At 65.1% G+C, this 26902-nt stretch carries 25 protein-coding genes; 14 read left to right on the top strand and 11 right to left on the bottom strand.

Annotated features, from left to right (window positions below):
• The first annotated feature begins 19 nt into the window (after nt 1-19).
• Nucleotides 20-940 carry a LysR family transcriptional regulator gene (locus tag A6723_RS17620; protein WP_054907000.1) on the top strand — a complete coding sequence of 307 codons (921 nt, stop codon included), beginning with the start codon at nt 20-22 and terminating at the stop codon, nt 938-940.
• Nucleotides 941-1003: 63 nt separating this feature from the next.
• On the opposite strand, the gene A6723_RS17615 is transcribed toward A6723_RS17620, so the two are convergent.
• The 4 genes from A6723_RS17615 to A6723_RS17600 form a co-directional block, all read right to left on the bottom strand.
• The gene (locus A6723_RS17615; RefSeq protein WP_054907001.1) at nt 1004-2443 is read right to left on the bottom strand and encodes a short-chain fatty acid transporter; all 1440 of its coding nucleotides are present in this window, start codon (nt 2441-2443) and stop codon (nt 1004-1006) included.
• A 242-nt stretch (nt 2444-2685) separates the two neighbouring features.
• The gene (locus A6723_RS17610) at nt 2686-3867 is read right to left on the bottom strand and encodes an acetyl-CoA C-acetyltransferase (protein ID WP_054907002.1); all 1182 of its coding nucleotides are present in this window, start codon (nt 3865-3867) and stop codon (nt 2686-2688) included.
• 70 nt (nt 3868-3937) lie between these two features.
• Nucleotides 3938-4594 carry a CoA transferase subunit B gene (locus tag A6723_RS17605; protein WP_054907003.1) on the bottom strand — a complete coding sequence of 219 codons (657 nt, stop codon included), beginning with the start codon at nt 4592-4594 and terminating at the stop codon, nt 3938-3940.
• Nucleotides 4595-4620: 26 nt separating this feature from the next.
• On the bottom strand, nt 4621-5319 hold the full coding sequence (locus tag A6723_RS17600; protein ID WP_054907004.1) for a CoA transferase subunit A: 699 nt from the start codon (nt 5317-5319) through the stop codon (nt 4621-4623).
• Between the two features lie 122 nt (nt 5320-5441).
• Between A6723_RS17600 and A6723_RS17595 the strand changes: the two genes are divergently transcribed.
• Nucleotides 5442-6338, top strand: a complete 897-nt coding sequence (locus A6723_RS17595; RefSeq protein ID WP_054907005.1) for a LysR family transcriptional regulator — start codon at nt 5442-5444, stop codon at nt 6336-6338.
• Between the two features lie 41 nt (nt 6339-6379).
• Here the strand turns inward: A6723_RS17595 and A6723_RS17590 are convergent, their stop codons facing one another.
• On the bottom strand, nt 6380-6934 hold the full coding sequence (locus tag A6723_RS17590; RefSeq protein WP_054907006.1) for a VOC family protein: 555 nt from the start codon (nt 6932-6934) through the stop codon (nt 6380-6382).
• 279 nt (nt 6935-7213) lie between these two features.
• Between A6723_RS17590 and maiA the strand changes: the two genes are divergently transcribed.
• Both maiA and A6723_RS17580 read left to right on the top strand, forming a co-directional pair.
• Entirely contained in the window at nt 7214-7852 is a 639-nt protein-coding gene (maiA, locus tag A6723_RS17585) for a maleylacetoacetate isomerase (RefSeq protein WP_054907007.1), read from the top strand.
• A 41-nt stretch (nt 7853-7893) separates the two neighbouring features.
• Nucleotides 7894-9246 carry an aromatic acid/H+ symport family MFS transporter gene (locus tag A6723_RS17580; protein WP_054907008.1) on the top strand — a complete coding sequence of 451 codons (1353 nt, stop codon included), beginning with the start codon at nt 7894-7896 and terminating at the stop codon, nt 9244-9246.
• Between the two features lie 136 nt (nt 9247-9382).
• Here the strand turns inward: A6723_RS17580 and A6723_RS17575 are convergent, their stop codons facing one another.
• On the bottom strand, nt 9383-10150 hold the full coding sequence (locus A6723_RS17575) for an IclR family transcriptional regulator (protein WP_082450485.1): 768 nt from the start codon (nt 10148-10150) through the stop codon (nt 9383-9385).
• An 87-nt stretch (nt 10151-10237) separates the two neighbouring features.
• Between A6723_RS17575 and hmgA the strand changes: the two genes are divergently transcribed.
• On the top strand, nt 10238-11533 hold the full coding sequence (gene hmgA / locus A6723_RS17570) for a homogentisate 1,2-dioxygenase (protein ID WP_082450488.1): 1296 nt from the start codon (nt 10238-10240) through the stop codon (nt 11531-11533).
• 1 nt (nt 11534) lies between these two features.
• Entirely contained in the window at nt 11535-12857 is a 1323-nt protein-coding gene (gene fahA / locus A6723_RS17565; protein WP_054907010.1) for a fumarylacetoacetase, read from the top strand.
• A 380-nt stretch (nt 12858-13237) separates the two neighbouring features.
• Here the strand turns inward: fahA and A6723_RS17560 are convergent, their stop codons facing one another.
• The 5 genes from A6723_RS17560 to paaY all read right to left on the bottom strand — a co-directional run bounded on the left by A6723_RS17560 (nt 13238) and on the right by paaY (nt 18150).
• Nucleotides 13238-14728, bottom strand: a complete 1491-nt coding sequence (locus A6723_RS17560; RefSeq protein WP_054907011.1) for an aldehyde dehydrogenase family protein — start codon at nt 14726-14728, stop codon at nt 13238-13240.
• 16 nt (nt 14729-14744) lie between these two features.
• Nucleotides 14745-15149 (bottom strand): cytochrome c family protein, encoded by a 405-nt coding sequence (locus A6723_RS17555; protein ID WP_054907030.1) that lies wholly within the window; start codon nt 15147-15149, stop codon nt 14745-14747.
• Between the two features lie 318 nt (nt 15150-15467).
• The gene (feaR, locus tag A6723_RS17550) at nt 15468-16385 is read right to left on the bottom strand and encodes a transcriptional regulator FeaR (RefSeq protein WP_054907012.1); all 918 of its coding nucleotides are present in this window, start codon (nt 16383-16385) and stop codon (nt 15468-15470) included.
• Nucleotides 16386-16549: 164 nt separating this feature from the next.
• The gene (gene paaX / locus A6723_RS17545) at nt 16550-17473 is read right to left on the bottom strand and encodes a phenylacetic acid degradation operon negative regulatory protein PaaX (protein ID WP_054907013.1); all 924 of its coding nucleotides are present in this window, start codon (nt 17471-17473) and stop codon (nt 16550-16552) included.
• Between the two features lie 77 nt (nt 17474-17550).
• Complete coding sequence (paaY, locus tag A6723_RS17540) at nt 17551-18150, bottom strand: phenylacetic acid degradation protein PaaY (protein WP_054907031.1); 600 nt, start codon at nt 18148-18150, stop codon at nt 17551-17553.
• 366 nt (nt 18151-18516) lie between these two features.
• On the opposite strand from paaY, the gene paaF reads away from it, so the two are divergent.
• The 8 genes from paaF to paaA all read left to right on the top strand — a co-directional run bounded on the left by paaF (nt 18517) and on the right by paaA (nt 26887).
• On the top strand, nt 18517-19290 hold the full coding sequence (gene paaF / locus A6723_RS17535) for a 2,3-dehydroadipyl-CoA hydratase PaaF (protein WP_054907014.1): 774 nt from the start codon (nt 18517-18519) through the stop codon (nt 19288-19290).
• Nucleotides 19291-19360: 70 nt separating this feature from the next.
• Entirely contained in the window at nt 19361-20152 is a 792-nt protein-coding gene (gene paaG, locus A6723_RS17530; RefSeq protein WP_054907015.1) for a 2-(1,2-epoxy-1,2-dihydrophenyl)acetyl-CoA isomerase PaaG, read from the top strand.
• A gap of 3 nt (nt 20153-20155) precedes the next feature.
• Complete coding sequence (gene paaH, locus A6723_RS17525; protein WP_054907016.1) at nt 20156-21688, top strand: 3-hydroxyacyl-CoA dehydrogenase PaaH; 1533 nt, start codon at nt 20156-20158, stop codon at nt 21686-21688.
• Complete coding sequence (gene paaI, locus A6723_RS17520; RefSeq protein WP_054907017.1) at nt 21681-22121, top strand: hydroxyphenylacetyl-CoA thioesterase PaaI; 441 nt, start codon at nt 21681-21683, stop codon at nt 22119-22121. The genes paaH and paaI overlap by 8 nt, the downstream gene beginning before the upstream one ends.
• Nucleotides 22118-23332, top strand: a complete 1215-nt coding sequence (gene pcaF / locus A6723_RS17515) for a 3-oxoadipyl-CoA thiolase (RefSeq protein WP_054907018.1) — start codon at nt 22118-22120, stop codon at nt 23330-23332. Before paaI ends, pcaF begins: the two co-directional genes overlap by 4 nt.
• 173 nt (nt 23333-23505) lie before the next feature.
• A complete protein-coding gene (gene paaK / locus A6723_RS17510; RefSeq protein ID WP_054907019.1) occupies nt 23506-24825 on the top strand; it encodes a phenylacetate--CoA ligase PaaK in 1320 nt (439 codons plus the stop codon).
• 262 nt (nt 24826-25087) lie between these two features.
• Nucleotides 25088-25441: a DUF1428 domain-containing protein gene (locus A6723_RS17505; RefSeq protein ID WP_054907020.1), complete on the top strand. Its 354-nt coding sequence runs from the start codon at nt 25088-25090 to the stop codon at nt 25439-25441.
• 453 nt (nt 25442-25894) lie between these two features.
• Nucleotides 25895-26887 carry a 1,2-phenylacetyl-CoA epoxidase subunit PaaA gene (gene paaA, locus A6723_RS17500; RefSeq protein WP_054907021.1) on the top strand — a complete coding sequence of 331 codons (993 nt, stop codon included), beginning with the start codon at nt 25895-25897 and terminating at the stop codon, nt 26885-26887.
• Nucleotides 26888-26902: the final 15 nt, after the last annotated feature.

Here is a 26902-nt window from a genome sequence, read left to right as displayed (position 1 = left end):
AGCCCGCCAGGAGATCGCCATGAACTTCGACTGGAACGACATCCCGATCCTCCTCGCCCTCGCCCGCCACGGCAGCATGAGCGCCGCCGGCCGCGCGCTGGGCGTCGATCCCTCGACCATGAGCCGGCGCCTGGTGGCGGCGGAAGCCGCACTGCAGACGCGGCTGTTCATTCGCGACAACTCCGGCTACAAGGCCACCGACGCCGGCGAGGCCTTCCTCAGCCATGCCGAACGCATCCTCGGCGATGTGCAGAGCATGCTGCTGGAGACCCGCGACGAAGCCAGCGCCATCAGCGGCAGCGTGCGCATCACGGCGGTGGACTTCCTCTTCAGCCACTGGCTGGTGCAGCACATGCCCCACCTGGCGCGCACCTACCCAAGCCTGCAGTTGCAGCTGATCCCGGCGAACCGTTCGTTGTCCTTCACCCGTCGCGAGGCCGACTTCGCACTACGCCTGGCACGCCCGGCGGAAGACGCCGCACTGGTGATGCGCAAGGTCGCCGACATCGGTTTTGCCGTGTACGCGGCCACGTCCTTTTCCCGCGTGCCGGTGGAGCTGTGGCCACAGCAGGCCTGGCTGGGCTACGGCGAGGAACTCGACGATACGCCGGAGATGGCCTGGGTGCGGCGCTTCGCCCCCGGCGCCGGCTTCGCCCTGCGCGCCAGCAGCGTGACTACGCTGATCCATGCCTGCCAGAGCGGCCTGGGCATGGCCCTGCTGCCGTGCATCCTCGGTGATCGGGAGGGATTGGTGCGGCTGTCCGGGCCGGTGGTCGTGCGGGAAATCTGGCTGCTCAGCCACCGCGACGCCGGCCGTATCGGCCGCTTCCAGGCGATCAGCGACTGGCTGCGCGAAGTGTTCGACCAGGATGCCGCGCAACTCAGCGGCGAGCACCTGGACGCCCGCGTGCTGGGCCCGGTGGAAATCAGCCGCGGCTGACCATGAAAAAGCCCGGATGTCTTGCGACATCCGGGCTTGCTGCTGCCGGGACCGAATGCGTGGTTACGGCTGGACCGGCGGCAGGTACTGCAGAGTGGTGCCCAGCGCCCAGAGCAGGAACAGCACCAGCGGGATGTGCACCAGCAACTGGACGAAGCTGAAGCCGATCAGGTCGCGGGCCTTCAGGCCCAGCACACCCAGCAGCGGCAGCATGTAGAACGGGTTGATCAGGTTCGGCAGCGCCTCGGCGGCGTTGTAGATCTGCACCGCCCAGCCCAGGTGGTATTGCAGCTCATTGGCCACCTGCATCACGTAGGGTGCCTCGATGATCCACTTGCCGCCGCCGGACGGGATGAAGAAGCCCAGCACCGCCGAGTACACGCCCATGAGCAGCGCATAGGTGTCGTGGGAGGCGATCTGCACGAAGAAGGTGGAGATATGGTGGGCGATGGTCGAGCCGTCGCCGCCCTTCACCGTGGTCAGGATCGCGGCGATGGAGCCATACAACGGGAACTGGATCAGCACACCGGTGGTGGTCGGCACGGCGCGGGCGACAGCATCAAGGAAGTTGCGCGGGCGCCAGTGCAGCAGCGCGCCGGCCATGATGAACAGCAGGTTGTAGGTATTCAGCCCGGAGATCGCGGTGATCGCCGGCTTGGTGCTGAACTCGTGGACCAGCCAGCCACCGGCAAGGGCCACCAGCATCAGGATCAGCAGCGGGCTGTGCTCCAGCCACTCGCCCGGGCGGGTCGCCTTCGGCGCGCTGGGTGGGGTGAAGCTGACGTCCACGCCGCAGGCCTTGGCATCGCGAGCGCTGCCGGCGCCGGGTGCGGTCATGTAGGCGATCACCAGCGACACCAGCACCAGGGCCAGCAGCATCACGCCGGATTGCCAGAGGAAGATGGTCTCGGTGAACGGGATGACGCCCGTGATCGCCAGGATCGACGGCGGCAGGCTGGCCGGGTTGGCCTGCAACTGCGCGGCGGACGACGACAGGCCCAGCGCCCACACGGCGCCCAGGCCCAGGTAGGCGGCTGCGCCAGCGGCGCGGTAATCCATCTTCAGGTCTTCGCGGCGAGCCAGTGCGCGCACCAGAAGGCCGCCGAACACCAGGGACAGGCCCCAGTTGAGCAGCGAAGCGACCATGGAGATCAGCGCGACCCAGGCCACCGCCGAGCGGCCGTTCTTCGGTACGCGGGCGAACAGGTCGATGAGCCTGGAAGCCGGGCCGGAACTGGCGACGACGTAACCGCCGATGACCACGAAGGCCATCTGCATGGTGAAGGGAATCAGGCTCCAGAAACCGTCACCGAAGGCCTTGGCGGTTTCAGTGGCCGGCGCGCCGATGGCCAGGGCGGCGACAGTGACGATCAGCACCGCGAGCGCGGCGAAGACCCAGGAGTCGGGGAACCAGCGTTCGGCCCAGTTGGAACAGGCCATGGCGAAGCGCGCGGAGCGGCTGTCCTGCAAGGCGGTGCCGGGGGTGTGCACGTGGGAAGTCATAATGGTCTACCTCATTATTCTTGTAATGGCTCATTTGTGATGAGCTCGTCTGTATCGACAAAACAGAAAAACCGCCCGGCCTGCGTGGGGCCGGACGGTGACGCAAGGTTTGTCGACGCCGGGGGACGTCGAAAACCGCGGCGGATGTCGTCTGTCGGTGTGCCCACCGCCCATCCGCCAGCCGGTCCGGCATTGCTACATGCCGGCCGGCGCTCGCCAATTGGTCGTTGGTCGCGTGGTCCTCAGTCTCTGACAAGAGCCATGGCGACACCCTGGCCGCCACCGATGCACAGAGTGGCCAGACCCTTCTTCGCATCGCGGCGGAGCATTTCGTGGAGCAGCGTCACCAGCACGCGGGCGCCCGAAGCGCCGATCGGGTGGCCAAGGGCGACGGCGCCACCGTTGACGTTGACCTTCTCCGCGTTCCAGCCCAGTTCCTTGCCGACCGACAGCGCTTGCGCCGCAAAGGCCTCGTTGGCCTCGATCAGCTCGACCTCGTCCAGGCTCCAGCCGGCCTTCTCCAGGCAGCGACGGGTAGCAGTCACCGGGGCGATACCCATGATCGACGGGTCGACGCCGCTGCTGGCATAGGCTTGGATGCGCGCCAGAACCGGCAGGTTCAGACTGCGTGCGCGCTCGGCGCTCATCAGCAGCACGGCGGCGGCGCCATCGTTAAGGGTGGAAGCGTTGCCGGCGGTGACGGTGCCGTCCTTCTTGAAAGCCGGCTTGAGCTTGGCCAGGGACTCGGCAGTGGTGCCCGCGCGGGGCTGCTCGTCGGTGGCGAAGGACAGCGGGTCGCCCTTGCGCTGGGGAATCAGCACCGGGGTGATCTCGTCCTTGAAGCGCCCGGCCTCGATGGCCGAGGCGGCCTTGAGCTGGGACTGCGCGGCAAAGGCATCCTGGGCTTCACGGCTGATGCCGAACTTCTCCGCCAGGTTCTCGGCGGTGATGCCCATGTGGTAGTCGTTGAAGGCATCGATCAGGCCGTCGCGCAGCAGGGTGTCCTGCAGCTCGGCGTGGCCCATGCGCAGGCCGGTACGAGCCTTGGGCAGCACATAGGGCGCGAGGCTCATGCTTTCCTGGCCGCCGGCGATCACCACGTCGGCGTCGCCGCAGCGGATCGCCTGGACGCCGAGGAACAGCGATTTCAGGCCCGAGCCGCAGAGCTTGTTGATGGTCATCGCGGGTACTTCAACCGGCAGACCCGCGCCGATGGACGCCTGGCGCGCAGGGTTCTGCCCGGCGCCGGCAGTGAGTACCTGGCCGAGGATGACTTCGTCGATCTGGTCCGGCTTTACGCCGCTGCGTTCGAGCAGCGAGCGGATGACCAGGCTGCCCAGTTCATGGGCGGGAATATTCGCCAGGCTGCCCTGGAAGGCGCCGATGGCGGTGCGGGTGGCGGCAACTATCACTACGTCTTGCATCTGAGGTACTCCGAAGCTGGCTTTGCCCCCTGTAGGAGCGAGCTTGCTCGCTCCTACAGGGGGCAGGGGATCAGAAGGTCATTTCCTTCACATCGTCCGGCACGATCAGGCGGCCGGCGGTCTTCTCGGCGATCTCGGCAACGCTCACACCCGGCGCCGTCTCGCGCAGGATGAAGGCGCCGTCCTCGATCTCCAGGTAGGCCAGGTCGGTGAGTACCTTGCGGATGCAGCCGGCGCCGGTCAGCGGCAGCGAGCACTGATCCAGCAGCTTGGATTCACCGTCCTTCGAAGCGTGGGTCATGGTGACGATGATGTTGTCCGCGCCGGCCACCAGGTCCATGGCACCGCCCATGCCTTTCACCAGCTTGCCGGGAATCATCCAGGAGGCGATGTTGCCCTGTACGTCTACCTCGAAGGCACCCAGCACGGTGAGGTCGACGTGGCCGCCACGGATCATCGCGAAGGATTGCGCGGAGTCGAAGATCGACGCGCCCTTCACGGCGGTCACGGTCTGCTTGCCGGCGTTGATCATGTCGGCGTCGACGCTGTCTTCCGTGGGAAACGCGCCCATGCCGAGCAGGCCGTTCTCCGATTGCAGCATCACTTCCATGCCCTCGGGCACGTAGTTGGCGACCAGGGTCGGAATGCCGATGCCCAGGTTCACGTAGAAACCGTCCTGCAGCTCGCGCGCCACGCGCTGGGCCATTTGTTCGCGGGTAAGTGCCATCTTCTTGTCTCTCTTGTCCGGTGGTCTCAGGAACGCACGGTGCGTTTTTCGATGCGCTTCTCGAAGGAGCCCTGAATGATGCGGTCGACGTAGATGCCGGGGGTGTGGATCTGGGTGGGGTCCAGCTCGCCCGGTTCGACGATCTCTTCCACTTCGACGACGGTGATGCGGCCCGCGGTGGCGACGATGGGATTGAAGTTCTGCGCGGTGTGGCGATAGATGACGTTGCCGTAGTGGTCGGCCTTCCAGCCCTTGACGATGGCGAAGTCGCCGGTGATGGCGCGCTCCATCACATAGTGGCGGCCGTCGAACTCGCGCACTTCCTTGCCTTCGGCGACTGGGGTGCCGTAGCCGGTGGCGGTGAAGAAGGCCGGGATGCCGGCGCCGCCAGCGCGGAGTTTTTCCGCCAGGGTGCCTTGCGGAGTGAGTTCGACCTCCAGTTCACCCGACAGCAGCTGCTGCTCGAATAGCGCGTTCTCGCCAACGTAGGACGCGATCATCTTGCGGATCTGCCGGTCCTCCAGCAGCACGCCCAGGCCGAAGCCGTCGATGCCGCAGTTGTTGGAAACCACGGTCAGGCCCTTCACGCCCAGCTTGCGGATCTGCGCGATGAGGTTTTCCGGGATGCCGCAGATGCCGAAACCGCCTGCCAGAACCGTCATGTCGTCGGTGAGCCCGGCGAGGGCCTCTTCATAACTGCCTACACGCTTGTCGAGTCCTGCCATGTTGCTGCCTCTTTCTTATTTGGAATGTCCGACCCATCGGTCAGAGAGCGAATGCAGCTTCACCGGCACAGACTGATTTGTTAAGTTTGTTTTTCCAATCGATTGATTTGGTATTTTTATCAATGACCGTAAAGCAACTGCGCGCCTTCCTCGCCGTCGCCCAGAGCCTGAGCTTCGCCCAGGCCTGCGAGCGCCTGCACCTGTCGCAACCGGCGCTGAGCCTGGCGATCAAGAGCCTGGAGGAATCCCTTGGCGGGCAATTGCTGGTGCGCACCACGCGCAATGTGGCGCTGACGCCGGAGGGCGAAACGCTGCTGCCGGTCGCCCGGCGCCTACTGGCGGACTGGGACAATGCTGAAGAACTGATGCACCAGCACTTCACCCTGCAGCTGGGCAAGGTCTCCATCGCTGCCATGCCCTCCTTCGCCGGCAACCTGCTGCCCGCCGTACTGCGCACCTTCCGCGATCACCACCCGAAGGTGAACGTGGCGGTGCACGACGTGATCAACGAGCAGGTGCTGGAGATGGTCCGCAACCGCCGTGTCGAACTGGGCATCGCGCTGGAACCGGACAGTCTCGACGGGCTGACCTTCACGCCCTTCTATACCGACCGTTTCGTCGCCGTGCTGCCGGCCGATTCGCCCTTCGCGGGCGCATCGAAAATCACCTGGGAGCAATTGCTGGAAGACCACTTCATCACCCTGCAGCGCCCGTCCGCCGTGCGTTTGCTGCTGGAGGACCAGTTGGCGTCACGGCACGGGCGGCTGCCGGTGGCCTTCGAAAGCCATCAGTTGGTGACGGTGGGCCGCATGGTCGCCGAAGGGCTGGGCGTCAGCGCGGTGCCGCGCCTGTGCCGGCAGCAGATGGAAGAGCTGGGAGCGCGTTGCGTGGCGCTCGAAGAACCCTGCATCGAGCGCCGCGTCGGGCTGTTCTGCCTGGCGGAGCACAAGCTCTCCAGCGCGGCGCAGGCGCTGAGCGATGTGCTGGTAAAAGGAACGGATTGGGCGGACTTGGAATAGCACCGCTCGCGTCAGGTCGAGCGGTGCCTGATACGGCGACCTCAGGACGCGAACTTCTCCTTGTAACTGCCATCGTGCATCCAGGCCGCGTGCTTCGGGGCCCGCTTGGTCTGCGCCCACTCATCGAGCATGGCCCATTTCACCTCATCGAGCGCCGCAAGCATCTTCGCTGAGCCCGTGTTGGCGGCCAGCTCCAGACGGTGACCGCTGGGGTCGAAGAAGTAGATCGACTGGAACATGGCGTGATCGGTCGGGCCAATTACCTCGATACCTGCGCTCTCCAGCCTTTGCCTGGCAGCCAGCAACGCCTCCAGCGACTCCACTTCCAGCGCCAGGTGCTGGGTCCAGACCGGCGTATTGCGATCGCGGTCCTGGGGCGGGCTGCCGGGCAGTTCGAAGAACGCCAGAACGTTGCCCTGCCCGGCGTCGAGGAAGATGTGCATATAGGGGTCGCTTTCCCCGGTGGACGGCACGGCGTCTTCGGCAATCGACAACATCAGCTTCATCCCCAGGTGCTTCTCGTACCAAAGGGCAGTCTCGCGGGCGTCACGGCAACGGTACGCCACGTGGTGAATCTTCTTGATGCTCGGGTCCATGGGAGTTCTCCGGGGCAGATACAGGAAAGGCGTCGGCGAATCAGCTCATCAGTCATAATTCACTTACGATTAACGTAATTTTAAAAAAGCCCGCGCGTCAACATCAAAATGGGCTGCCCGCATAGCGCTCCGTCAGTAGTGCTGCCTATCCAGAAAATTCCGCCATCATCCTGCGAATTAGCCCCGTCAATTACCTCTTGCTCAGGCGAATCTTCAAAATTACTCTTACCGTAATTGCTTTACGATAAATGTGATTCAGCATGCCGGACGGGCCAGTTAATGCAGCTTTACACCTACTACCGCTCCACTTCTTCCTACCGGCTGCGCATCGCCCTGGCACTCAAGGGCGTGGATTACCAGGCAATCACGGTGAACCTTCATCCCGACTGCGCCGAGCAACAACAGCCGGCCTTTCTGGCAATCAACCCGGAAGGCCGCGTGCCGGCGCTTCGTCTCGACGAAGGCGACCTCCTGATCCAGTCGCCGGCGATCATCGAGTATCTGGAAGAGCGCTACCCACAACCGCCGCTGCTGGCCGCCGAGCCTATTCAGCGCGCCCGTGAACGGGGCATCGCGGCTCTGATCGCCTGCGACATCCAGCCCTTGCACAACATTGGCGTACTCAGCCATTTGCGCCGGCTGGGGCATGACGAAGACGTGATCGCACAGTGGATCGGTCACTGGATCAGCCAAGGGTTGAAGGCGGTGGAACAACTGATTGGCGACCACGGCTGGTGCTTGGGCGATGGGCCCGGCCTGGCCGATGTATTCCTCGTTCCCCAGCTCTACGCCGCGCAGCGCTTCGGCGTCGCCCTGGATCAGTTCCCGCGCATTGCGCGCGTTGCCGCGCTGGCGGCGCAAGACCGAGCATTCCTGGCAGCGCATCCGAACCACCAGCCCGACACCCCGAAGAGCTGATAAGGCCCTTTAAATAACAATTAAAACAATAGGTTATCCATATGAACAACCAGATAGAGAGCTTTCGCAATGCCCTCGACCGAGCCTCGGTCTCACGCTATCAGTGGCGTTTGCTGTTGGTACTCTGCCTACTGCTGGTGACCGATGGTTACGACGCGCAAGTCCTGGGCTACGTCGTGCCGTCGCTGGCCCAGGACTGGGGGCTCGACCGGCCCGCGTTCGGCCCGGTATTCAGCGCCAACCTCCTGGGCCTGACCCTGGGATCACTGCTGGTCACGCCGATTGCCGATCGCTTCGGCATCCGCCGGGTGCTGCTGTGCTGCGTGCTGATCTATGCCGGCCTGACCCTGTGGATGGTCACCGTGAGCTCCCTGCAAGATCTGATGCTGGCCCGCTTTATCTGCGGCATCGGCATGGGTGGCGCCATGCCCAGCGCTATGGCGCTGATGTCGGACTACTCGCCGCCACGCCTGCGCACCCTGATGGTGACGCTGGCAGCCTGTGGCTTCTCCTTCGGCGGTGCCGCCGGCGGTTTCGTCGCTGCAGCGCTGATGGATAGCCATGGCTGGAAGGCGGTGTTCCTCGCCGGTGGTATCACCCCCCTGCTGTTGCTGCCCTTCCTTTACTGGCTACTACCCGAATCCCTGCCCCGCCTGCTTCGCGATGCCGCGCCCTACGCGCGGCTATTGAAAGTCACTCGTCAGCTTCTGCCCGACTGGCAACCGCCGGCGGCACAGCTTCAGGAAGGCGAACAGCGCCCGGCACGCCTGGCGGTACTGGAACTGCTGCGCGGTCGCTATCTGCGGCCCACCCTGCTGCTTTGGGGAGCCTTCTTCTGCAGCCTGATCCTGCTCTACCTCATGGTCAGCTGGCTGCCTTCACTACTGCAGGACGGTGGACTCAGCCGCAACGCCGCAAACCTCGCAACCTCGATGTTCCTGCTCAGCGGAACGTTCGGCGCGATCATCCTGGCCTACTTCGCCGATCGGATTCGCCACAAGGCCCGCCTGCTGGCCGGCATCCTCAGTGCTGCCGCGGTCTGCACCTGGTTACTCGGGATGAGCAATGGCCATCCCGGCTGGTTGCTGTTCTTCGTCGCCATTGCGGGCTTCTGCATCATCGGTGGCCAACTCACCCTGAATGCTTTCGCCAGCAACTTCTATCCCGCCCAGGTTCGCGCCACCGGTGCCGGCTGGGCACTGGGCGTCGGCCGCTGCGGCTCGATCCTCGGCCCGCTGATCGGCAGCACGCTGCTGGACATGCACCTGCCGGTCAGCCAGATCTTCATGGTCGCCGCGCTGCCCGCCCTGCTCAGCGCGGCACTGATCCTGCCGGTGCGCTCGCCGGAGGAGCCATCCCATGAGAAGCCCGGCGCCATCGCACTGCAGGGCTGAACCACTTCATCGGTAACCGAGCGGCACCAGGCTGGAGGTTCAACTCCCGCCCGGACCCGCTGCGGAACCGGCCTGCAGCGCCCTGCACTGAACAGGCAGGAAGTGCCCGACAGCCATGGCGAACCCAGAGGAGACGTCAATGCTCGCTGCCCATCTGCAGGCTGATCTTTCGGGCCGTATCCAGCAGCGCACGTGCCGCGCTGCCAAAGGGGTCGGCATCGAAACCGGCAGTCGAGCCGACCACGGTAATGACTCCCGCCAGCGCCCGGCCGGTGGTGAAGACCGGCGCGGACAACCCGTTGACCCCCGGCATCAGCGTGCCGTGCACCGCGCACAAGCCATCCTGGCGGATGCGCTCCAGAGCGCGCTGCTCAATTTCGGTGGCCTGCGCAGCCGAATGAAAGGCGCAGAACACCCGCCCGGTCGACGAGTTCTGCAACGGCAGGACCGAGCCCATCTGCGTCACCAGTGTCACGACGCCCTGCGCTGGCTCCACATGCACGACGGTCGGGCCGTGATTGCCCCAGATAGCCAGGAAGCAGGTCTGTTCCAGCGCATCACGCAGCGCCGCCAGCAAGGGCGTGCCGATCCGCACCACATCCAGCCGACGAATTGCTGCCAGCCCGACATGCAGCGCGCCCGCTCCCAATCCATAGTGGTTGGTGAGCGGGTCCTGTTCGGCGAAACCGCTGGCGAGCAGCGCCTGCAGATACCGGTGCACCTTCGCCGGCGGCATGCCCAGATGCTCGCTCAGGCGCTTCAACGAAGTGCTGGGCGAGAGATCGGCCAGAGCCTTGAGTATCTCCGTCCCCAATTCGGCGGACTGGACCTTCTTGCCTCGCGCAGCCTGTTCTTCATCCTGCAACGGCCGCGTAATGGCCTTGCTGGTTTTTTCCACTGCCATGTCGACTACCTTCGGTGCTTGACGACGACCTTCAAGAAAATTACGTTAATCGTAATCAAGTTATCACAATAACAAATGGCCATTGCGATGCACACAATCACCCTTGCCTACCAATCCGGATTCGGCAACGAATTCGCCAGCGAGGCCCTGCCGGGCGCCCTGCCCGTGGGCAGGAATTCGCCGCAGCAGGTGCCGTTCGGCCTCTACGCCGAGCAGTTCTCCGGCACCGCCTTTACCGTCCCGCGCAGCGAAGCCCGGCGCACCTGGCTGTATCGCATCCGCCCGTCCGCCGCGCACCCGCGCTTCGAGCGCCTGGAGCGGCAGATCACCGGCACGGCGCTTGGCCCGGTCACGCCCAATCGCCTGCGCTGGAACAGTTTTGAAATCCCGCAGGAGCCTACCGACTTCGTCGACGGCCTGCTATGCATGGCCGCCAACGCCGAGGCAGAAGCCTGCAGTGGCGTCAGCCTGTACGCCTACCGCGCCAACATTTCCATGCGCCGGGTGTTCTTCAACGCCGATGGCGAACTGCTGGTCGTGCCCCAGGCCGGCCGCCTGCGCCTGGTCACCGAGCTGGGCGTGCTGGAGGTCGAACCGCTGGAAATCGCCGTGATCCCGCGCGGCATGCGCTTGCGCGTCGAACTGCTCGACAGCGAGGCCGCCGGCTATGTCGCCGAGAACCATGGCGCCGCCCTGCGCCTGCCTGACCTCGGCCCCATCGGCAGCAACGGCCTGGCCAATGCCCGCGACTTCCTCGCCCCGGTAGCGCATTACGAAGACGTGGAAGGCCCGGTGCAACTGGTGCAGAAGTTCCTCGGCGAACTCTGGGCGACCCAACTCGACCACTCGCCGCTGGATGTAGTCGCCTGGCACGGCAACAACGTGCCCTACAAGTACGACCTGCGCCGCTTCAACACCCTCGGCACGGTGAGCTACGACCACCCGGACCCATCCATCTTCACCGTACTGACCTCGCCCAGCGATACGCACGGCATGGCCAATATGGACTTCGTGATCTTCCCGCCGCGCTGGATGGTCGCCGAGAGCACCTTCCGCCCGCCATGGTTCCATCGCAACCTGATGAACGAATTCATGGGCCTGATCCAGGGCGTGTACGACGCCAAGGCCGACGGCTTCGTCCCCGGCGGCGCCTCGCTGCACAACTGCATGAGCGCCCACGGCCCGGACAACGCCACCACCCGGCAGGCCATCGCCGCCGACCTCAAACCCCACAAGATCGACCAGACCATGGCCTTCATGTTCGAGACCGGCCGCGTGCTGCGCCCCAGCCGCTTTGCCCTCGACTGCCCACAGCTGCAACGTGATTACGACAGCTGCTGGAGCGGCATGCAGAAGACCTTCGACCCTTCCTTGGAGCAGTAACATGAGCGTACTTTCCACCACGCAAAGCAGGACTAGCCTGCAAAGCTGGATCGAATCGGCCAACGGCCACCCGGATTTCCCCCTGCAGAACCTGCCGCTGGGCGTGTTCAGCCCGCCGGGTGACTCGCCCCGTGGCGGCGTGGCCATCGGCGACTACATCTTCGACCTGAAGACCGCCTGCGAAACCGGCCTCTTCCACGGCGCCGCGCACCAGGCCGCGCTGGTCGCCAGCGGCGATCACCTGAATGCCTTCTTCGCCCTTGGCGGCACCGCCCGCCGCACCCTGCGCGAGGCACTGATCCACCTGCTCAGCGAAGGCAGCAGCGAACAGAAGCGCATGGAGCACCTGGGTGCAGCGCTGCTCAAGCCACAGGCCGCGTGCCGCATGCACCTGCCGGCAAAAGTCGGCGACTACACCGACTTCTATGTCGGCATCCACCACGCGATGAACGTCGGCAAGCTGTTCCGTCCGGACAACCCGCTGCTGCCCAACTACAAGTACGTGCCCATCGGCTACCACGGCCGCGCCTCCACCATCGTGCCCTCCGGCACCGAAGTGCGTCGCCCCAACGGCCAGACCCTGCCCGCCGGGGTGGATGTGCCGGTGTTCGGTCCCTGCGCGCGGATGGACCTGGAGCTGGAGCTGGGTATCTGGATCGGCCAGGGCAACGATCAGGGCAAAGCTATCCCGATCAATGCCGCCTCCGGCCACATCGCCGGTTTCTGCCTGCTCAACGACTGGTCCGCGCGCGACATGCAGGCCTGGGAATACCAGCCGCTGGGGCCGTTCCTGTCGAAGAGCTTCGCCACCACCGTGTCGCCCTGGGTGGTCACCGCCGAGGCGCTCGAGCCTTTCCGCGTCGCCCAGCCGGCACGCCCGGAAGGCGACCCGCAGCCACTGCCATACCTGTACGACGAAGGCGACCAGCAGCACGGTGCACTGGATATCGAACTGGAAGTGCTGCTGCACACCGCGCGCATGCGCCGCGAGCATCAGCCGGCGGAACGCATCGCCCTGAGCAACACACTGAACATGTACTGGACGGTCGCACAGATGGTCGCGCACCACAGCGTCAACGGCTGCCGCCTGCAACCGGGCGACCTGTTCGGCTCCGGCACCCTCTCCGGGGAAACCCCGGACAGCTTCGGCAGCCTGCTGGAACTGACCTTCGGCGGCAAGCAGGCGCTGGTGCTCGGCAATGGCGAGGAGCGCCGCTTCCTGGAAGATGGCGACGAGATCATCCTGCGTGCCCGCTGCCGTCGAGACGGACATGCGTCCATCGGCTTCGGCGAGTGCCGCGGACGGATTCTGCCAGCGCACTAAGGCGATTACCGCGGACCGTAGGGCGCATAACGCGCCAGCGTTATCCGCCGAGTAGCCGGCGAATAACCTGTTCCAGGTTATTCGCCCTACGCCTCATACCGCTCTGCGTAGGATGGCGTGGAGCGCAGCGATACCCATCGATTTGGTACGCACTCAGCATGGGTAACGCTGCGCTCCACCCATCCTACGAATCGTCATCCCGATCTCCGCTGTGAACTGGCTCTTCGTAGGAGCGAGCTTGCTCGCGAACCGCCCTGCAGCAGTGCCGCCGGCTGATCGCGAGCAAGCTCGCTCCTACAGGTTCTCCCCCTCTGAATCCCGCGCAAAAAAAACGGGCCCGAAGGCCCGCTGCTAAACGAGGGTGTTGCTCGAGCGATCAATCAGTGCGCGATGCACACCGACTTGATCTCGGTATAGGCCTCGACCACGGCGCGGCCGAACTCGCGGCCCATGCCCGACTGCTTGACGCCGCCGAAGGGCATGCTCGGGTCGAGCAGCACGTGGGCATTCACCCAAACGGTGCCGGACTCGATGCGCGGCACCAGGTTCATTGCCTTGGACAGGTCGTTGGTCCACAGGCTAGCGCCCAGGCCGTACTCGCTGTCGTTGGCCATTTCGATGGCCTGGTCTTCATCGTCGAACGGCAGCACTGCCAGCACGGGGCCGAAGACCTCGTCACGGGCCACGGCCATCTGCATGGTCACGTCGGCCAGCACAGTGGGCTGCACATAGAAGCCATTGCCAGCAATCTGCTCACCGCCACAGACGATGCGCGCGCCCTGCTCACCGGCGCGGGCAATGTGCTCCAGCACGCTGCGCTGCTGCTTGGCAGACACCAGCGGGTTGATCTGCGCGGACGGGTCCATGCCCTCGCCCAGACTCATGCCGGCGACGGCGGCAGCGAGCTTCTCGACGAACTCGTCGTAGCGCGAGCGATGTACATAGAAGCGCGAAGCCGCGGCGCAGACCTGACCGTTGTTCAGCAGACCGCCCAGCAGCGCGCCCTGCACGGCGTTGTCGATATTGGCGTCGGCGAGGACGATCATCGGGTTCTTGCCGCCCAGTTCCAGGGCGAAGCGGGTCATGTTCTGCACGGCGGCCAGGCCGACGCTGCGCCCCACCGCGGTGGAACCGGTGAAGGAGACCTTGTTCACCAGCTTGTGGCTGGCCAGCCCGCCGCCAATGCGCGGGCCATCGCCGGTCACCAGGTTGAACACGCCGGCCGGCACGCCGGCTTCGAAGGCCAGTTCAGCCAGGCGCAGGGCGGTCAGCGGAGTTTCCGAGGCAGGCTTGATCACCACGCTGTTGCCGGTGGCGAGCGCCGGGATCAGCTTCCACACAGCGATCATCAGCGGGAAGTTCCACGGCACGATGCCGGCGACCACGCCTACCGGCTCGCGGCGGGTGTAGGCGGTGAACTTGGCGCCCGGCGGCAGCGGGATGGAAACGTTCAGCGACTGGCCTTCGATCTTGGTCGCCCAGCCGGCCATGTAGCGCATGAACTCGACGGTGGCGCCCACGTCCAGCATGCGCGCAATGTTGATCGACTTGCCCTGGCTGAGGGTTTCCAGCTGGGCCAGCTCTTCGCCGTTGGCTTCCACCAGGTCGGCGAAGCGCAGCAGGATGCGTTCGCGGTCGGCCGGGCGCAGGTCCGCCCAGACGCGGGACTTGAACGAAGCCTGGGCGGATTTCACCGCGCGGTCGAGCAGGTCGGTGTCGATGTCGGCGACGCTGGAGATCGCCTCGCCGGTGGCCGGGTTGAGCACGTCGGTACGCGCGCCCTCGGGCACCACCCAGGCGCCGTCGATGAAGCAGCCATGCTTGCGCTGCAGGAAGGCCGTGACCTTGGGCAGAGTCTGTGTGACGTTCATGGTCTCTCCTGGAATATCAGTGCTGCTGGCTCAGCCAGCAGGTGAGCGCCCGCCGCTCGGCCGCGTCGGCCAGGCCTGCGAAGGGCATGTAGGTTCCGGGCACGGCGGCCTGGGGCTGGCTGACGAAGGCATCGAGGTTGTCGCGCGACCATGCCGCGCCCTTGCCTTTCATCGCCTGGGAATAGCTGAAGCCGGCGAGCGAACCGGCCATGCGGCCGACCACGCCATGCAGGTTGGGGCCCATCATGCCGGGGCCGTCGGCCTTGGCGGTGTGGCAGATCGAGCAGTCGCGGGCGAAGACGGTCTCGCCTTTCTGCGCATCGTTCGCCGGGCAGTCCCCGGCGAACGCCAGGACCGGTTGCAGCAGCGCGCCGGCCAGCAGCAGGCCGAGGGCGCCGAATCGGAGCTTGTTGCGGGACATCGGGAAATCACCTTCGAGTACAGCTTGCGGCCGGATGGCGCGCGTCATCGAAGGTGATTGTTGCCAGCGGCGCTCGGGAGGGTCTTTTCCTCTGTGCCAGTCGTGTTGGCGGGAGTGCCAGGATGGCGCTCAGGTGACGAGGGTCATTGTGCGAAAGCGTTCGCGAGCAAGCTCGCTCCTACAGGATCAGGCTCAGCGCGCTCTTCGTAGGACCGAGGGTGACGCCTAGTCCTTGCTCGCGAACCCGCATGACACGGTACAGGTACAACCCGGCAGCGATACCCATCATTCCCGTGGATACCGCTCGCACCACCTGAATCAGTTCGCGTAACGCTTGCGATACTCGCCCGGCGACACACCAAAGCGGCCCTTGAACGCCGTGGAAAAGTAGCTCGAATCGGAGAAGCCCCAGGCATAGCCGAGCGCCGACAGCTTCTGCTCGAACTGGGCGTTGCGCAGGGTTTCGGCGCAGAAGTCCAGGCGGCGGTTCTTGATGTACTGCGCCACCACCAGGCCCTTCTTGGCGAACATGCGGTACAGGCCGCGCACCGAAATGCCCACTTCACGGGCGATCAGCTCGGGGCAGAGCTCTTCGGCACCGATGTGCTGGTCGATGAAGGCGGTGGCCTTGCGGAACATGCGTTCGTGGTTGTCCTGCTCGGCGTCGTGGCTGGCCAGCGCCGGGCGCAGCAGCGTCACCAGGGCGTCCAGGGTCGCTTCGCTTTCCAGCATGCCGAGGCTTTCCTGCTGGCTGGTCTCGACGATCAGTCGATTGGCCAGTACGGCAATCGGCGAGCTGGCGGGGATCTTCGAGGCGCAGGTCACTTCCGACATGCGCAGGCCGCGCTCGATCACCTGGCGCGGCAGGATCAGCGAGAGCTGCCGGGATTCCTCCAGGTAGGTCATGTCGCTGGGCCGGCTGGCATCGATCAGGCTGATGTCACCACGCGACAGCTCCACACGGTTGTCGCCCTGCTCCAGGCGCGAGCGCCCTTCGAGCTGGAACACCGCGTAGTAGTGGCCGCCGGCGCTGGAGCCGACCTCCTTGCTGGTCCGGTACAGGTGCACCTGAGCCATGTCGACCACGGAAAGCTTGATCGCACCGCCCTGGTACTCACGCAACCGTCCATGGAACTGGGGGCCGAGGGTACGCGCATCGAAACGACCGCACGCCCGGTTGACCTGTCCCAGCCACGCCTCGAAAGCGTCATCCCTCAATGTCGATGAAGAATTCATGACCTGCAAAGCCTCACACGCATTGTTTGTTGTTATTCAGCGACGGCCTCATGGGCCTGTCGTCATCGTCCGCCGCGTACCTTCTCAGGAAGGATTCGCGCCGGTGTCCCCGTTCTGCAACCGCAGCGTTGCAGAGCGGGAGGCATTTTTCACGCCAACTCCTGTCAGTTCAATCCGCCGAAACGCTTGTAGAAGCTTTCCCCGACGTCCGGCAGCGGGCCGTCGGCGGTCTCCAGGTTGCGGTTCAGCCAGTCCTCGGCCTTGGCGTGGATCAGTCGGTAGATGTTGCGGCACAGCTGTCGCGCGGCGCGACCTTCCCAATCGCCCGGAAGCAGTTCGTCGGGCAGTTGTGGGTCGCGCAGCAGCAGCCGGCGGTATTCGTGGATCAAAAGGGTGCGCGCCAGGAAGCAGTCTTCCGGGCGCAGCTGGTCCTGCTCGCGCAGCGCCTGCCAGAGCGGGCGGAACAGCTGGATGAATTCGCTGTAGTGCTCGCCGAGTTCGTCGATCTTCCAGCTCTCGCGCACCTGCATGCGCATGGCACGGGAGGCCAGTACGTCCTGGGCGCGAGTTTCGAAGACGATGCAATCGTCGGCGACTTCGAGGTCCTGCAGGGTCGCCATGACGTCGCTGCGGTCGGCGCGCGGGCAGGCCATGACGGTCGGCGAAATCGCGCCGAAGCCCTGCCATTCCAGCTCCTCGCGGACCTGCTTGCGCTTGTCGGCAGCGATCTGCGAGAGCATTACCAGGGTCCAGGAGCCGTCCCAGGCCGGCAGGCTGGAGCTGTAGACACGCTTGAAAGCCTTTTCGAACCGCCGCCGGCCGGTGCCGGTCAGGCTGTAGTAACTGCGCCGGCCGACCTTCTCGGCGGTCAGCCAGTCTTCCTTGGTCAGGCGGAAGATCGAGGTGCGGATCAGCCGCTCGTTGATGCCGAACGGTTCCAGCAGATTGATCAGGCTACCCAGCCAGACGGTACCGCCATGGGGTTCGATGGCATCGCCGTAAAGGGTGATGATCAGCGAACTGGCGCGGATCGGCGTCTGTTCCTGGAAGCGATTGATCAGCTGATTCAGCGGTGCTAGAGCGGTCATGGCACGTTGCGCAGGCGAAGGAGCGGCGACTATACCTGCCCGCCGCACCGCCTGGCCATTGGAGCGAACCCCAGTACTCATGCGCCCTTCCCTGTCTTGGGCCGGAAACCGGAATCACCCAGGCGCGGGCGCTCTTCTTCTATTGCCGCCAGAGGCTGGCATTCCACCAGGCTTCCGATGCAGCGCTTGGCCAGCGCCTGGTATTCCTCGGTACCACGACGCTTCCAGGCGATCTCTTCGTCGCTGAGGCTGCGCTTGACGCTGGCCGGCGCGCCCATCACCAGGCTTTGCGGGGCGCACTCGAACTTGGCCTTGACGAAGGCGGCGGCTGAAACGATGGAGCGAGCGCCGATCCGGGCGTAATCCATCACCACGGCATTCATGCCCACCAGGGCGTCCTCGCCGATCCGGCAGCCGTGCAGGACGGCGCCATGGCCAATGTGGCCGTTGCGCTCGACGACGGTGTCGCTGTCCGGGAACCCGTGCATGACGCAGGTGTCCTGAAGGTTCGCACCCTCTTCGAGGACGATCCGCCCGAAGTCACCGCGCAGTGCCGCCAGAGGGCCGACGTAACAGCCAGGGCCGACGATAACGTCGCCGATCAGCACGGCGGTGGGATGGACATAGGCGGTCGGGTGTACGACGGGGCGCACGCCCTCGAGGCTGTAGCAAGGCATCGGGTTCTCCAGCTTTACGGCATCGCTGCGCAAAGCGATTTGTTCTTTTGCAAATCTTGTATCACATCAAATCAAAACCAACCAATCTAAATCTGCCGTATCGCTTTTTAGGAAGGTCGGATACCACTCAAAAACCCTTATAAAACCAGTAAATACGCCATAAAAGCGCTTACAGGAGAGCGGTATCGTCATGCTCTCTCTGGCACCGGCAGAAACATTTTAGACACGCGATACAACTTTCGTAGTTGTTTTTCTGTATCGCTTTAGGCCTATACTGCGGAAAGGCCGGAGACGGGCAACGCCTGCCTCCCATAATTCCAATACCAGCCGGCCACGAAGCCGTGCGTGCAGCCTGAGGACGATGTCATGCCTCGCACCCTTGCCGTTCAGATGCCTGAAGCGGGCGTTCGCCTGATCACCCTGCAGCGCCCCGAAGCGCTGAATGCCCTGAACACCGAACTGCTCGGTGAACTGGCCGCCGAACTCGACGCCGCCGAGCAGGACAGCGAAACCCGCGCCGTGGTGCTCACCGGCAGCCGCAAGGCCTTTGCCGCCGGCGCCGACATCAGGGAGATGGCCGAGCGCGACCTGGTCGGCATCCTCAACGACCCCCGCGTCGGCTACTGGCAGCGCATCGCCGCCTTCTCCAAACCGCTGATCGCTGCCGTCAACGGCTTCGCCCTGGGCGGCGGCTGCGAGCTGGCCATGCACGCCGACATCCTGATCGCCGGGGAAGACGCCCGCTTCGGCCAGCCAGAAATCAACCTCGGCATCATGCCCGGCGCCGGCGGCACCCAGCGCCTGCTGCGCGCCGTGGGCAAACCGCTGGCCATGCAGATGGTGCTCACCGGTGAAGCCATCGACGCGCGCCACGCCCAGCGCGCCGGCCTGATCAGCGAAGTCACCCAACCCGAATTCACCGTCGAACGCGCCCTGCAGATCGCCAAGCTCATCGCTGCCAAGGCGCCGCTCGCCGTGCGCCTGGCCAAGGAAGCGCTACTCAAGGCGCAGGACACCGATCTTGCGACCGGCCTGCGCTTCGAACGCCACGCCTTTACCCTGCTGGCCGGCACCGCCGACCGCGACGAAGGCATTCGCGCCTTCCAGGAAAAGCGCAAGCCAGCCTTCCTTGGCCAATAGAGCCAGGGCCGCTGAGCGAATCCCCCTTTTTTCTGGCAAAAGCCTGCCTATTGATGGAGCGAGCCCGCCCATGAACTTCGAGCACATCCTGTTTTCCATCGAGGACGGCGTCGCCCTCCTCAGCCTGAACCGCCCGGAGCAGCTGAACAGCTTCAACGCCGCCATGCACGGCGAAGTGCGCGAGGCGCTCAAGCAGGTCCGGCAGAACCCGGAAGCCCGCGTCCTGCTGCTGACCGGCGAAGGCCGCGGCTTCTGCGCAGGCCAGGACCTGTCCGACCGCAACGTCGCACCCGGCGCGGAAGCGCCTGACCTCGGCCAGTCCATCGAGCAGTTCTACAACCCGCTGATCCGCACCCTGCGCGACTTGCCGCTGCCGGTCATCTGCGCGGTGAACGGCGTGGCCGCCGGCGCCGGCGCAAACATCCCGCTGGCCTGCGACCTGGTGCTGGCGGCGCGCTCGGCCAGCTTCATCCAGGCCTTCTGCAAGATCGGCCTGATCCCCGATTCCGGCGGTACCTGGACGCTGCCGCGCCTGGTCGGCATGGCCCGCGCCAAGGCACTCGCGCTGCTGGGCAACCGCCTGACTGCCGAACAGGCCGAGCAATGGGGCCTGATCTACCAGGTGGTGGACGACGCCAACCTGCGCGAGGAAGCCCTCAAGCTCGCTCGCCATCTGGCCACCCAGCCGACCTACGGCCTGGCGCTGATCAAGCGCAGCCTCAACGCCAGCCTGAACAACAGCTTCGACGAGCAGCTGGAGCTGGAGCGCGACCTGCAGCGCCTGGCCGGCCGCAGCGAGGACTACCGCGAGGGCGTGTCCGCCTTCATGGAAAAACGCACTCCCAGCTTCAAGGGCCGCTGATCGATGAGCGCACTTCAGCAAGACGCGAAAGTCGCAGTCATTGGCGCCGGCGCCATGGGCGCAGGTATCGCCCAGGTCGCCGCCCAGGCCGGCCATCCGGTGAAGCTCTACGACAACCGCCCCGGCGCCGCCGCCCAGGCCATCGACGGCATCGACCGCCAGCTCGGCCGGCTGGTGGAAAAAGGCAAGCTTGACGCCGAAGCTCGCAACGCCATCGTCGCCCGCCTGCAACCGGTGGAAGCCATCGACGCGCTGGCCGATTCGCAGCTGGTGATCGAGGCCATCGTCGAGAACCTGGAGATCAAGCGGAGCCTGTTCCAGCAGTTGGAAGCCCTGTGCGCAGAAGACTGCATCCTCGCCAGCAACACCTCGTCGCTATCCATCACCAGCCTCGCCGCCAGCCTCAAACGCCCGCAGCAGGTGGTCGGCATGCACTTCTTCAACCCGGCGCCGCTGATGGCGCTGGTGGAAGTCGTCTCCGGCCTCGCCACCGATCCGGTACTGGCCGACAGCCTGTATGCCACCTCGCTGACCTGGGGCAAGAAACCGGTTCACACCAAATCCACGCCCGGCTTCATCGTCAACCGCGTGGCGCGCCCCTTCTACGCCGAAAGCCTGCGCCTGCTGCAGGAAGGCGCCGCCGACTGCGCGACGCTGGATGCGCTGATGCGCGATGCCGGCGGTTTCCGCATGGGCGCCTTCGAGCTGACCGACCTGATCGGCCACGACGTCAACTACGCCGTCACCTGCTCGGTATTCGCCGCTTACTACGGCGACTTCCGCTTCCAGCCCTCGCTGATCCAGAAGGAATTGGTGGACGCCGGCCGCCTCGGCCGCAAGAGCGGTCGCGGCTTCTATGACTACGCCGAAGGTGCCGAGCGCCCGCAGCCGGCCAGTCTGAGCAGTGCCTCGCCTGTCAGCGCCTGCGTGCTGGAGGGCGACCTGGGCGTCGCCCAGCCGCTGGTGCAGCGCCTGAAGGACGCTGGCATCGAGATCGTCCAGCGCGCCGGCAATGGCCTGCTGCGTGTCGGTGATGCAGTGATCGCGCTGTCCGATGGTCGCCTCGCCAGCCAGCGCGCCAAGCAAGACGGCCTGCGCAATCTCGTGCTGATCGACCTCGCGCTGGATTACACCAAGGCTTCGCGCCTGGGCATTGCCTGCTCGGCGGACACCACACCCGAAGCACTGGACCAGGCTGTCGCCCTGCTGGCCAAGGCCGGCGTCGCCACCAGCCGCCTGAGCGACACACCCGGCCTCGCCGTGCTGCGTACCGTGGCGATGCTCGCCAACGAAGGCGCGGATGCCGTGCTGCAAGGCGTGGGCAGCGCCGCTGATATCGACCTCGCCATGCGCGCCGGCGTGAACTACCCGCAGGGCCCGCTGGCCTGGGCCGGGCAGATCGGCATCGGCAACGTGCTGCGAGTACTCGACAACCTGCAGACCGCCTACGGCGAGGACCGCTATCGCCCGTCCCTGCTGCTGCGCCGCCTGCACGCCGAGGCCCCGCATGCCGAGGAGAGCACCTTCCATGACTGACGCAACCCAGCTCGCCCGCGCCTGCGCCGAGGCCATGTACGAGCGCGACCAGGCCACCCGCCGCATGGGCATCCAGTTGCTGGATGCCGGCCCGGGCAACGCCAAGCTGTCGATGCGCGTGCGCGAGGACATGATCCAGGGCCACGGCACCTGCCATGGCGGCTACCTGTTCGCCCTGGCCGACTCGGCCTTCGCCTTCGCCTGCAACAGCTACAACGACGCCACCGTCGCCATCGGCTGCAGCATCGATTACGTGGCACCGGCCCGCGAAGGCGACGAGCTGGTCGCCAGCGCCTTCGAGCAGAGCCGCAGCGGCCGCACCGGCAACTACGACGTGCGCATCGAGAATTCCCAGGGCCAACTGATCGCCCTGTTCCACGGCAAATCCTACAAAGTGCGCGGCACCGTGCTGGCGCAGGAGACCTCCGAATGACAGACCTCACTGACGCCCTGATCATCGACGCGGTGCGCACGCCGATTGGCCGCTACGCCGGCGCCCTGTCCGGCGTGCGCGCCGACGACCTCGCGGCGATCCCGATGAAGGCCCTGATGCAGCGCCACCCGGAGCTGGACTGGAGCACCATCGACGACGTGATCTTCGGCTGCGCCAACCAGGCCGGCGAAGACAACCGCAACGTCGCGCACATGGCCTCGCTGCTGGCCGGCCTGCCGGTCACCGTGCCCGGCACCACGCTCAACCGCCTGTGCGGCTCCGGCCTTGACGCCGTGGGCAGTGCCGCACGCGCCCTGCGCTGCGGCGAAGCCGGACTGATGCTGGCTGGCGGCGTGGAATCCATGTCCCGCGCGCCGTTCGTGATGGGCAAGTCCGAGCAGGCCTTTGGCCGCACTGCGGAAATCTTTGACACCACCATCGGCTGGCGCTTCGTCAACAAACTGATGAAAAAGCAGTTCGGCATCGACTCCATGCCCGAGACGGCGGAGAACGTCGCCGAGCAGTTCAACATCAGCCGCGAAGACCAGGATGCCTTCGCCCTGCGCAGCCAGCACAAGGCCGCCGCCGCCCAGGCCAATGGCCGTCTGGCGAAGGAAATCGTCCCGGTGGAGATTCCCCAGCGCAAAGGCCCGGCCAAGGTGGTCGAGCAGGACGAACACCCGCGCGGCGATACCACCCTGGAACAGTTGGCCAAGCTCGGCACGCCGTTCCGCGAAGACGGCAGCGTCACTGCCGGCAACGCCTCGGGCGTCAACGACGGTGCCTGTGCGTTGCTGATGGCCTCCCCAGCCGCCGCCGCGCGTCACGGCCTGAAGGCCCGCGCCCGCGTGGTCGCCATGGCCACCGCCGGCGTCGAGCCGCGAATCATGGGTATCGGCCCGGTGCCGGCGACCCGCAAGGTGCTGGAACTGGCCGGCCTGTCGCTGAACGACATGGACGTGATCGAACTCAACGAAGCCTTCGCCGCCCAGGGCCTTGCCGTGCTGCGCGAGCTGGGCCTGAAGGATGACGACGCACGGGTGAACCCCAACGGCGGCGCCATCGCCCTCGGCCACCCACTGGGCATGAGCGGTGCGCGCCTGGTCACCACCGCCCTGCATGAACTGGAGGAACGCGGTGGCCGCTACGCCCTGTGCACCATGTGCATCGGCGTCGGCCAGGGCATCGCCCTGATCATCGAACGAATCTGATCCAAAGGGAGCTTCGGACCCCGCACCGCCAGTCGCCAAGTGCACCGGCTGGCAGACAGAGCAACGTCTCTGGCAGGGGTTCGAATCCTTCCGCGAACGGGGGCGTTATGCTGCTCCCATGACACTCGCAGCCCGCTTACGGGCTGGCGTACAAGAACAAATCGAGTGAACCCATGAACATGTACCATGATGCCGAACGTGCCCTGCTTGACCCGATGGAGACTGCCAGTGTCGACGAGCTGCGCCAGCACCAGCTGGAGCGCCTGCGCTGGAGCCTCAAGCACGCCCACGACAACGTCCCGCTGTACCAGAAGCGCTTCGCCGAGGCTGGCGTACACCCGGACGACCTGACCTCCCTGGACGATCTCGCCAAGTTCCCCTTCACCGGCAAGAACGACCTGCGCGACAACTACCCCTACGGCATGTTCGCCGTGCCGCAGAACGAGATCGTGCGCCTGCACGCCTCCAGCGGCACGACCGGCAAACCCACCGTGGTCGGCTACACGCAGAACGACATCGACACCTGGGCCAACGTGGTCGCGCGCTCCATCCGCGCCGCCGGCGGCCGCAAGGGTGACAAGGTGCATGTGTCCTACGGCTACGGCCTGTTCACCGGCGGCCTGGGTGCGCACTACGGCGCCGAGCGCCTGGGCTGCACCGTGATCCCGATGTCCGGCGGCCAGACCGAGAAGCAGGTCCAGCTGATCCGCGATTTCCAGCCGGACATCATCATGGTCACCCCGTCCTACATGCTCAACATCGCCGATGAGATCGAGCGCCAGGGCGTCGACCCGCACAGCCTCAAGCTGCGCCTGGGCATCTTCGGCGCCGAACCGTGGACCGCCGAACTGCGCCGCGCCGTGGAAGAGCGCATGGGCATCACCGCCCTGGACATCTACGGCCTCTCGGAAATCATGGGCCCGGGCGTGGCCATGGAGTGTGCCGAGACCAAGGACGGCCCGACCGTCTGGGAAGACCACTTCTACCCCGAGATCATCGACCCGGCGACCGGCGCCGTGTTGCCGGACGGCCAGTACGGCGAGCTGGTGTTCACCTCGCTGTCGAAGGAAGCGCTGCCGATGATCCGCTACCGCACCCGCGACCTGACCCGCCTGCTGCCGGGCACCGCGCGGCCGATGCGGCGCATCGACAAGATCACCGGGCGCAGCGACGACATGCTGATCATCCGTGGCGTCAACGTCTTCCCGACCCAGGTCGAGGAACAGGTGTTGAAGATCAAGCAGCTCGCCGAGTGCTACGAGATCCACCTTCACCGCAATGGCAACCTCGACTGCATTGACGTCCACGTCGAACTGCGCCACGACCAGCAGAACCTGTCGGCGGACGAACAGAAGGCCATCGGCAGCGAACTGGGCAAGCAGATCAAGACCCACATCGGCGTCAGCGCCCGCGTGCTGGTGCAGCCGAGCCACAGCCTCAAGCGTTCGGAAGGCAAGGCCTGCCACGTGTATGACAATCGGCCCAAGGGCTGATTGATCGGCGTGACTGAAAGCCCCGCTTCGGCGGGGCTTTTCTTTGGCTTTTTTGTAGGAGCGAGGGGGACGCCCAGTTCTTTCTCGCGAACACGCCCAACTTCGTCGCCACGCATTGCACCTCTCCCAGCTCCGGAGTAGCCCACCACTCCTACCACCCGTCGCCCCGCCCTCCCTGCCTGTCGATCCTTCACCCTGCCCTTCGACTATTCCTCAAAGGCAGGCGGCATCCGGCCGTCTGCCCAATCGCAGGAGAAGAGCGATGACCTATGTCGATGGTTTCCTCGTACCGGTGCCCACCGCCAGCCGTGAGCGCTACATCGAAGTGGCGCGCAAGGCGGCGGCGCTGTTCAAGGAGCATGGCGCACTGAGCGTCGTCGAGTGCTGGGGCGACGACGTGCCCGAGGGCAAGGTGACCTCCTTCCCCATGGCCGTAAAACGCAAGGAGGACGAAACCGTGGTGTTCTCCTGGATCACCTGGCCGAGCAAGGCGGCACGGGACGAAGGCATGAAGAAGTTCATGGAGGACGCGCGGATGAAGACCGACTTCAACGACATGCCTTTCGACGGGCAACGCATGATCTTTGGCGGCTTCCAGGTGATCGTCCAGGCCTGACGCCTGCCGCTCCCCACACGCACTGCTCTTTGTAGGACCGAGGGGGACGCCTAGTTCTTGCTCGCGAACCGCTCGACGCCTGGTCATCGGCAAGCATGGTTCGCGAGCAAGCTCGCTCCTGCAAACCCTCCGAACAACCACATATGATTCATTCATAAAAATACATTTGCGTATCACTTTGTCATCTTTCCGGTGAATGGCAGGCGATTTTCACGCCCAGGCAAATACGCCGCAGAATTCCGATAAATCCCTGCAAAATTCTTACTTTTTACCGAATTATCTCGGTGAATTGCGCTCCTTTGCGCGCCCGTTTGTCCCCAAAAGACCGCCAAAGCGATACACAATCCACTTACGACACATCATTTATTGTTAGACATTCATTTCTGTATCATTTAAAACTACAGCCATGGCCTAGGCCGTCCCACGAACAAGACAAAAGGCTGGAGACACAGCATGTACGCACAACTGGTTGAGACCGGCGTGAAGCGCATCAAGGCGCTGGACGAGATGTCGCCGGAAGAACGCGCCTTCCAGGAAAAGATCGATGCCGAGATCAAGATCGAGGCAAAGAACTGGATGCCCGACGCCTACCGCCAGACGCTGATCCGGCAGATTTCCCAGCACGCCCACTCCGAGATCGTCGGCATGCTGCCCGAGGGCAACTGGGTGACCCGCGCGCCGACCTTGAAGCGCAAGCTGCAGCTGATGGCGAAGATCCAGGACGAAGCCGGCCACGGCCTCTACCTCTACAGCGCGATGGAAACCCTGGGCGCCGACCGCGACGCCGAGATCGCCAAGCTGCACAGCGGCAAGGCCAAGTACTCGAGCATCTTCAACTACCCGACGCTTAACTGGGCCGACATGGGCGCGGTGGGTTGGCTGGTGGATGGTGCGGCGATCGTCAACCAGGTGGTGCTGCAGCGCACCTCCTACGGCCCCTACTCGCGCGCGATGATCCGCATCTGCAAGGAAGAGAGCTTCCACCAGCGCCAGGGCTACGAAATCCTCCTGACCATGATGCGCCACGGCAACCAGGCGCAGAAGGACATGGTCCAGGACGCCATCAACCGCCTCTGGTGGCCGGCGCTGATGATGTTCGGCCCCAGCGACGCCGACTCCCCCAACAGCGCCCAGTCCATGGCCTGGAAGATCAAGCGGCAGAGCAACGACGAACTGCGCCAGCGCTTCGTTGACCAGACCGTGCCGCAACTCGAACTGCTCGGCTGCACCGCCCCGGACCCGGACCTGAAGTGGAACGAGGAGCGCGGCCACTACGACTTCGGCGACATCCAGTGGGAAGAGTTCTACGAAGTGCTCAAGGGCAACGGCCCGTGCAACACCGAGCGCGTCGCCACCCGCCGCAAAGCCATCGAAGACGGCGCCTGGGTCCGCGAAGCCGCGGTCGCCTACGCCCGCAAACAACAACAGAAGAAAGACGCCGCCTGAGTCGCGAGGAGACAG

It is taken from the genome of Pseudomonas sp. AU11447 (genome assembly GCF_001672555.2).
GTDB lineage: Bacteria > Pseudomonadota > Gammaproteobacteria > Pseudomonadales > Pseudomonadaceae > Pseudomonas > Pseudomonas nitroreducens.
The sequence above is the reverse complement of the archived record's forward strand: the minus strand, read 5'-3'. Positions and strand labels throughout refer to the sequence as shown.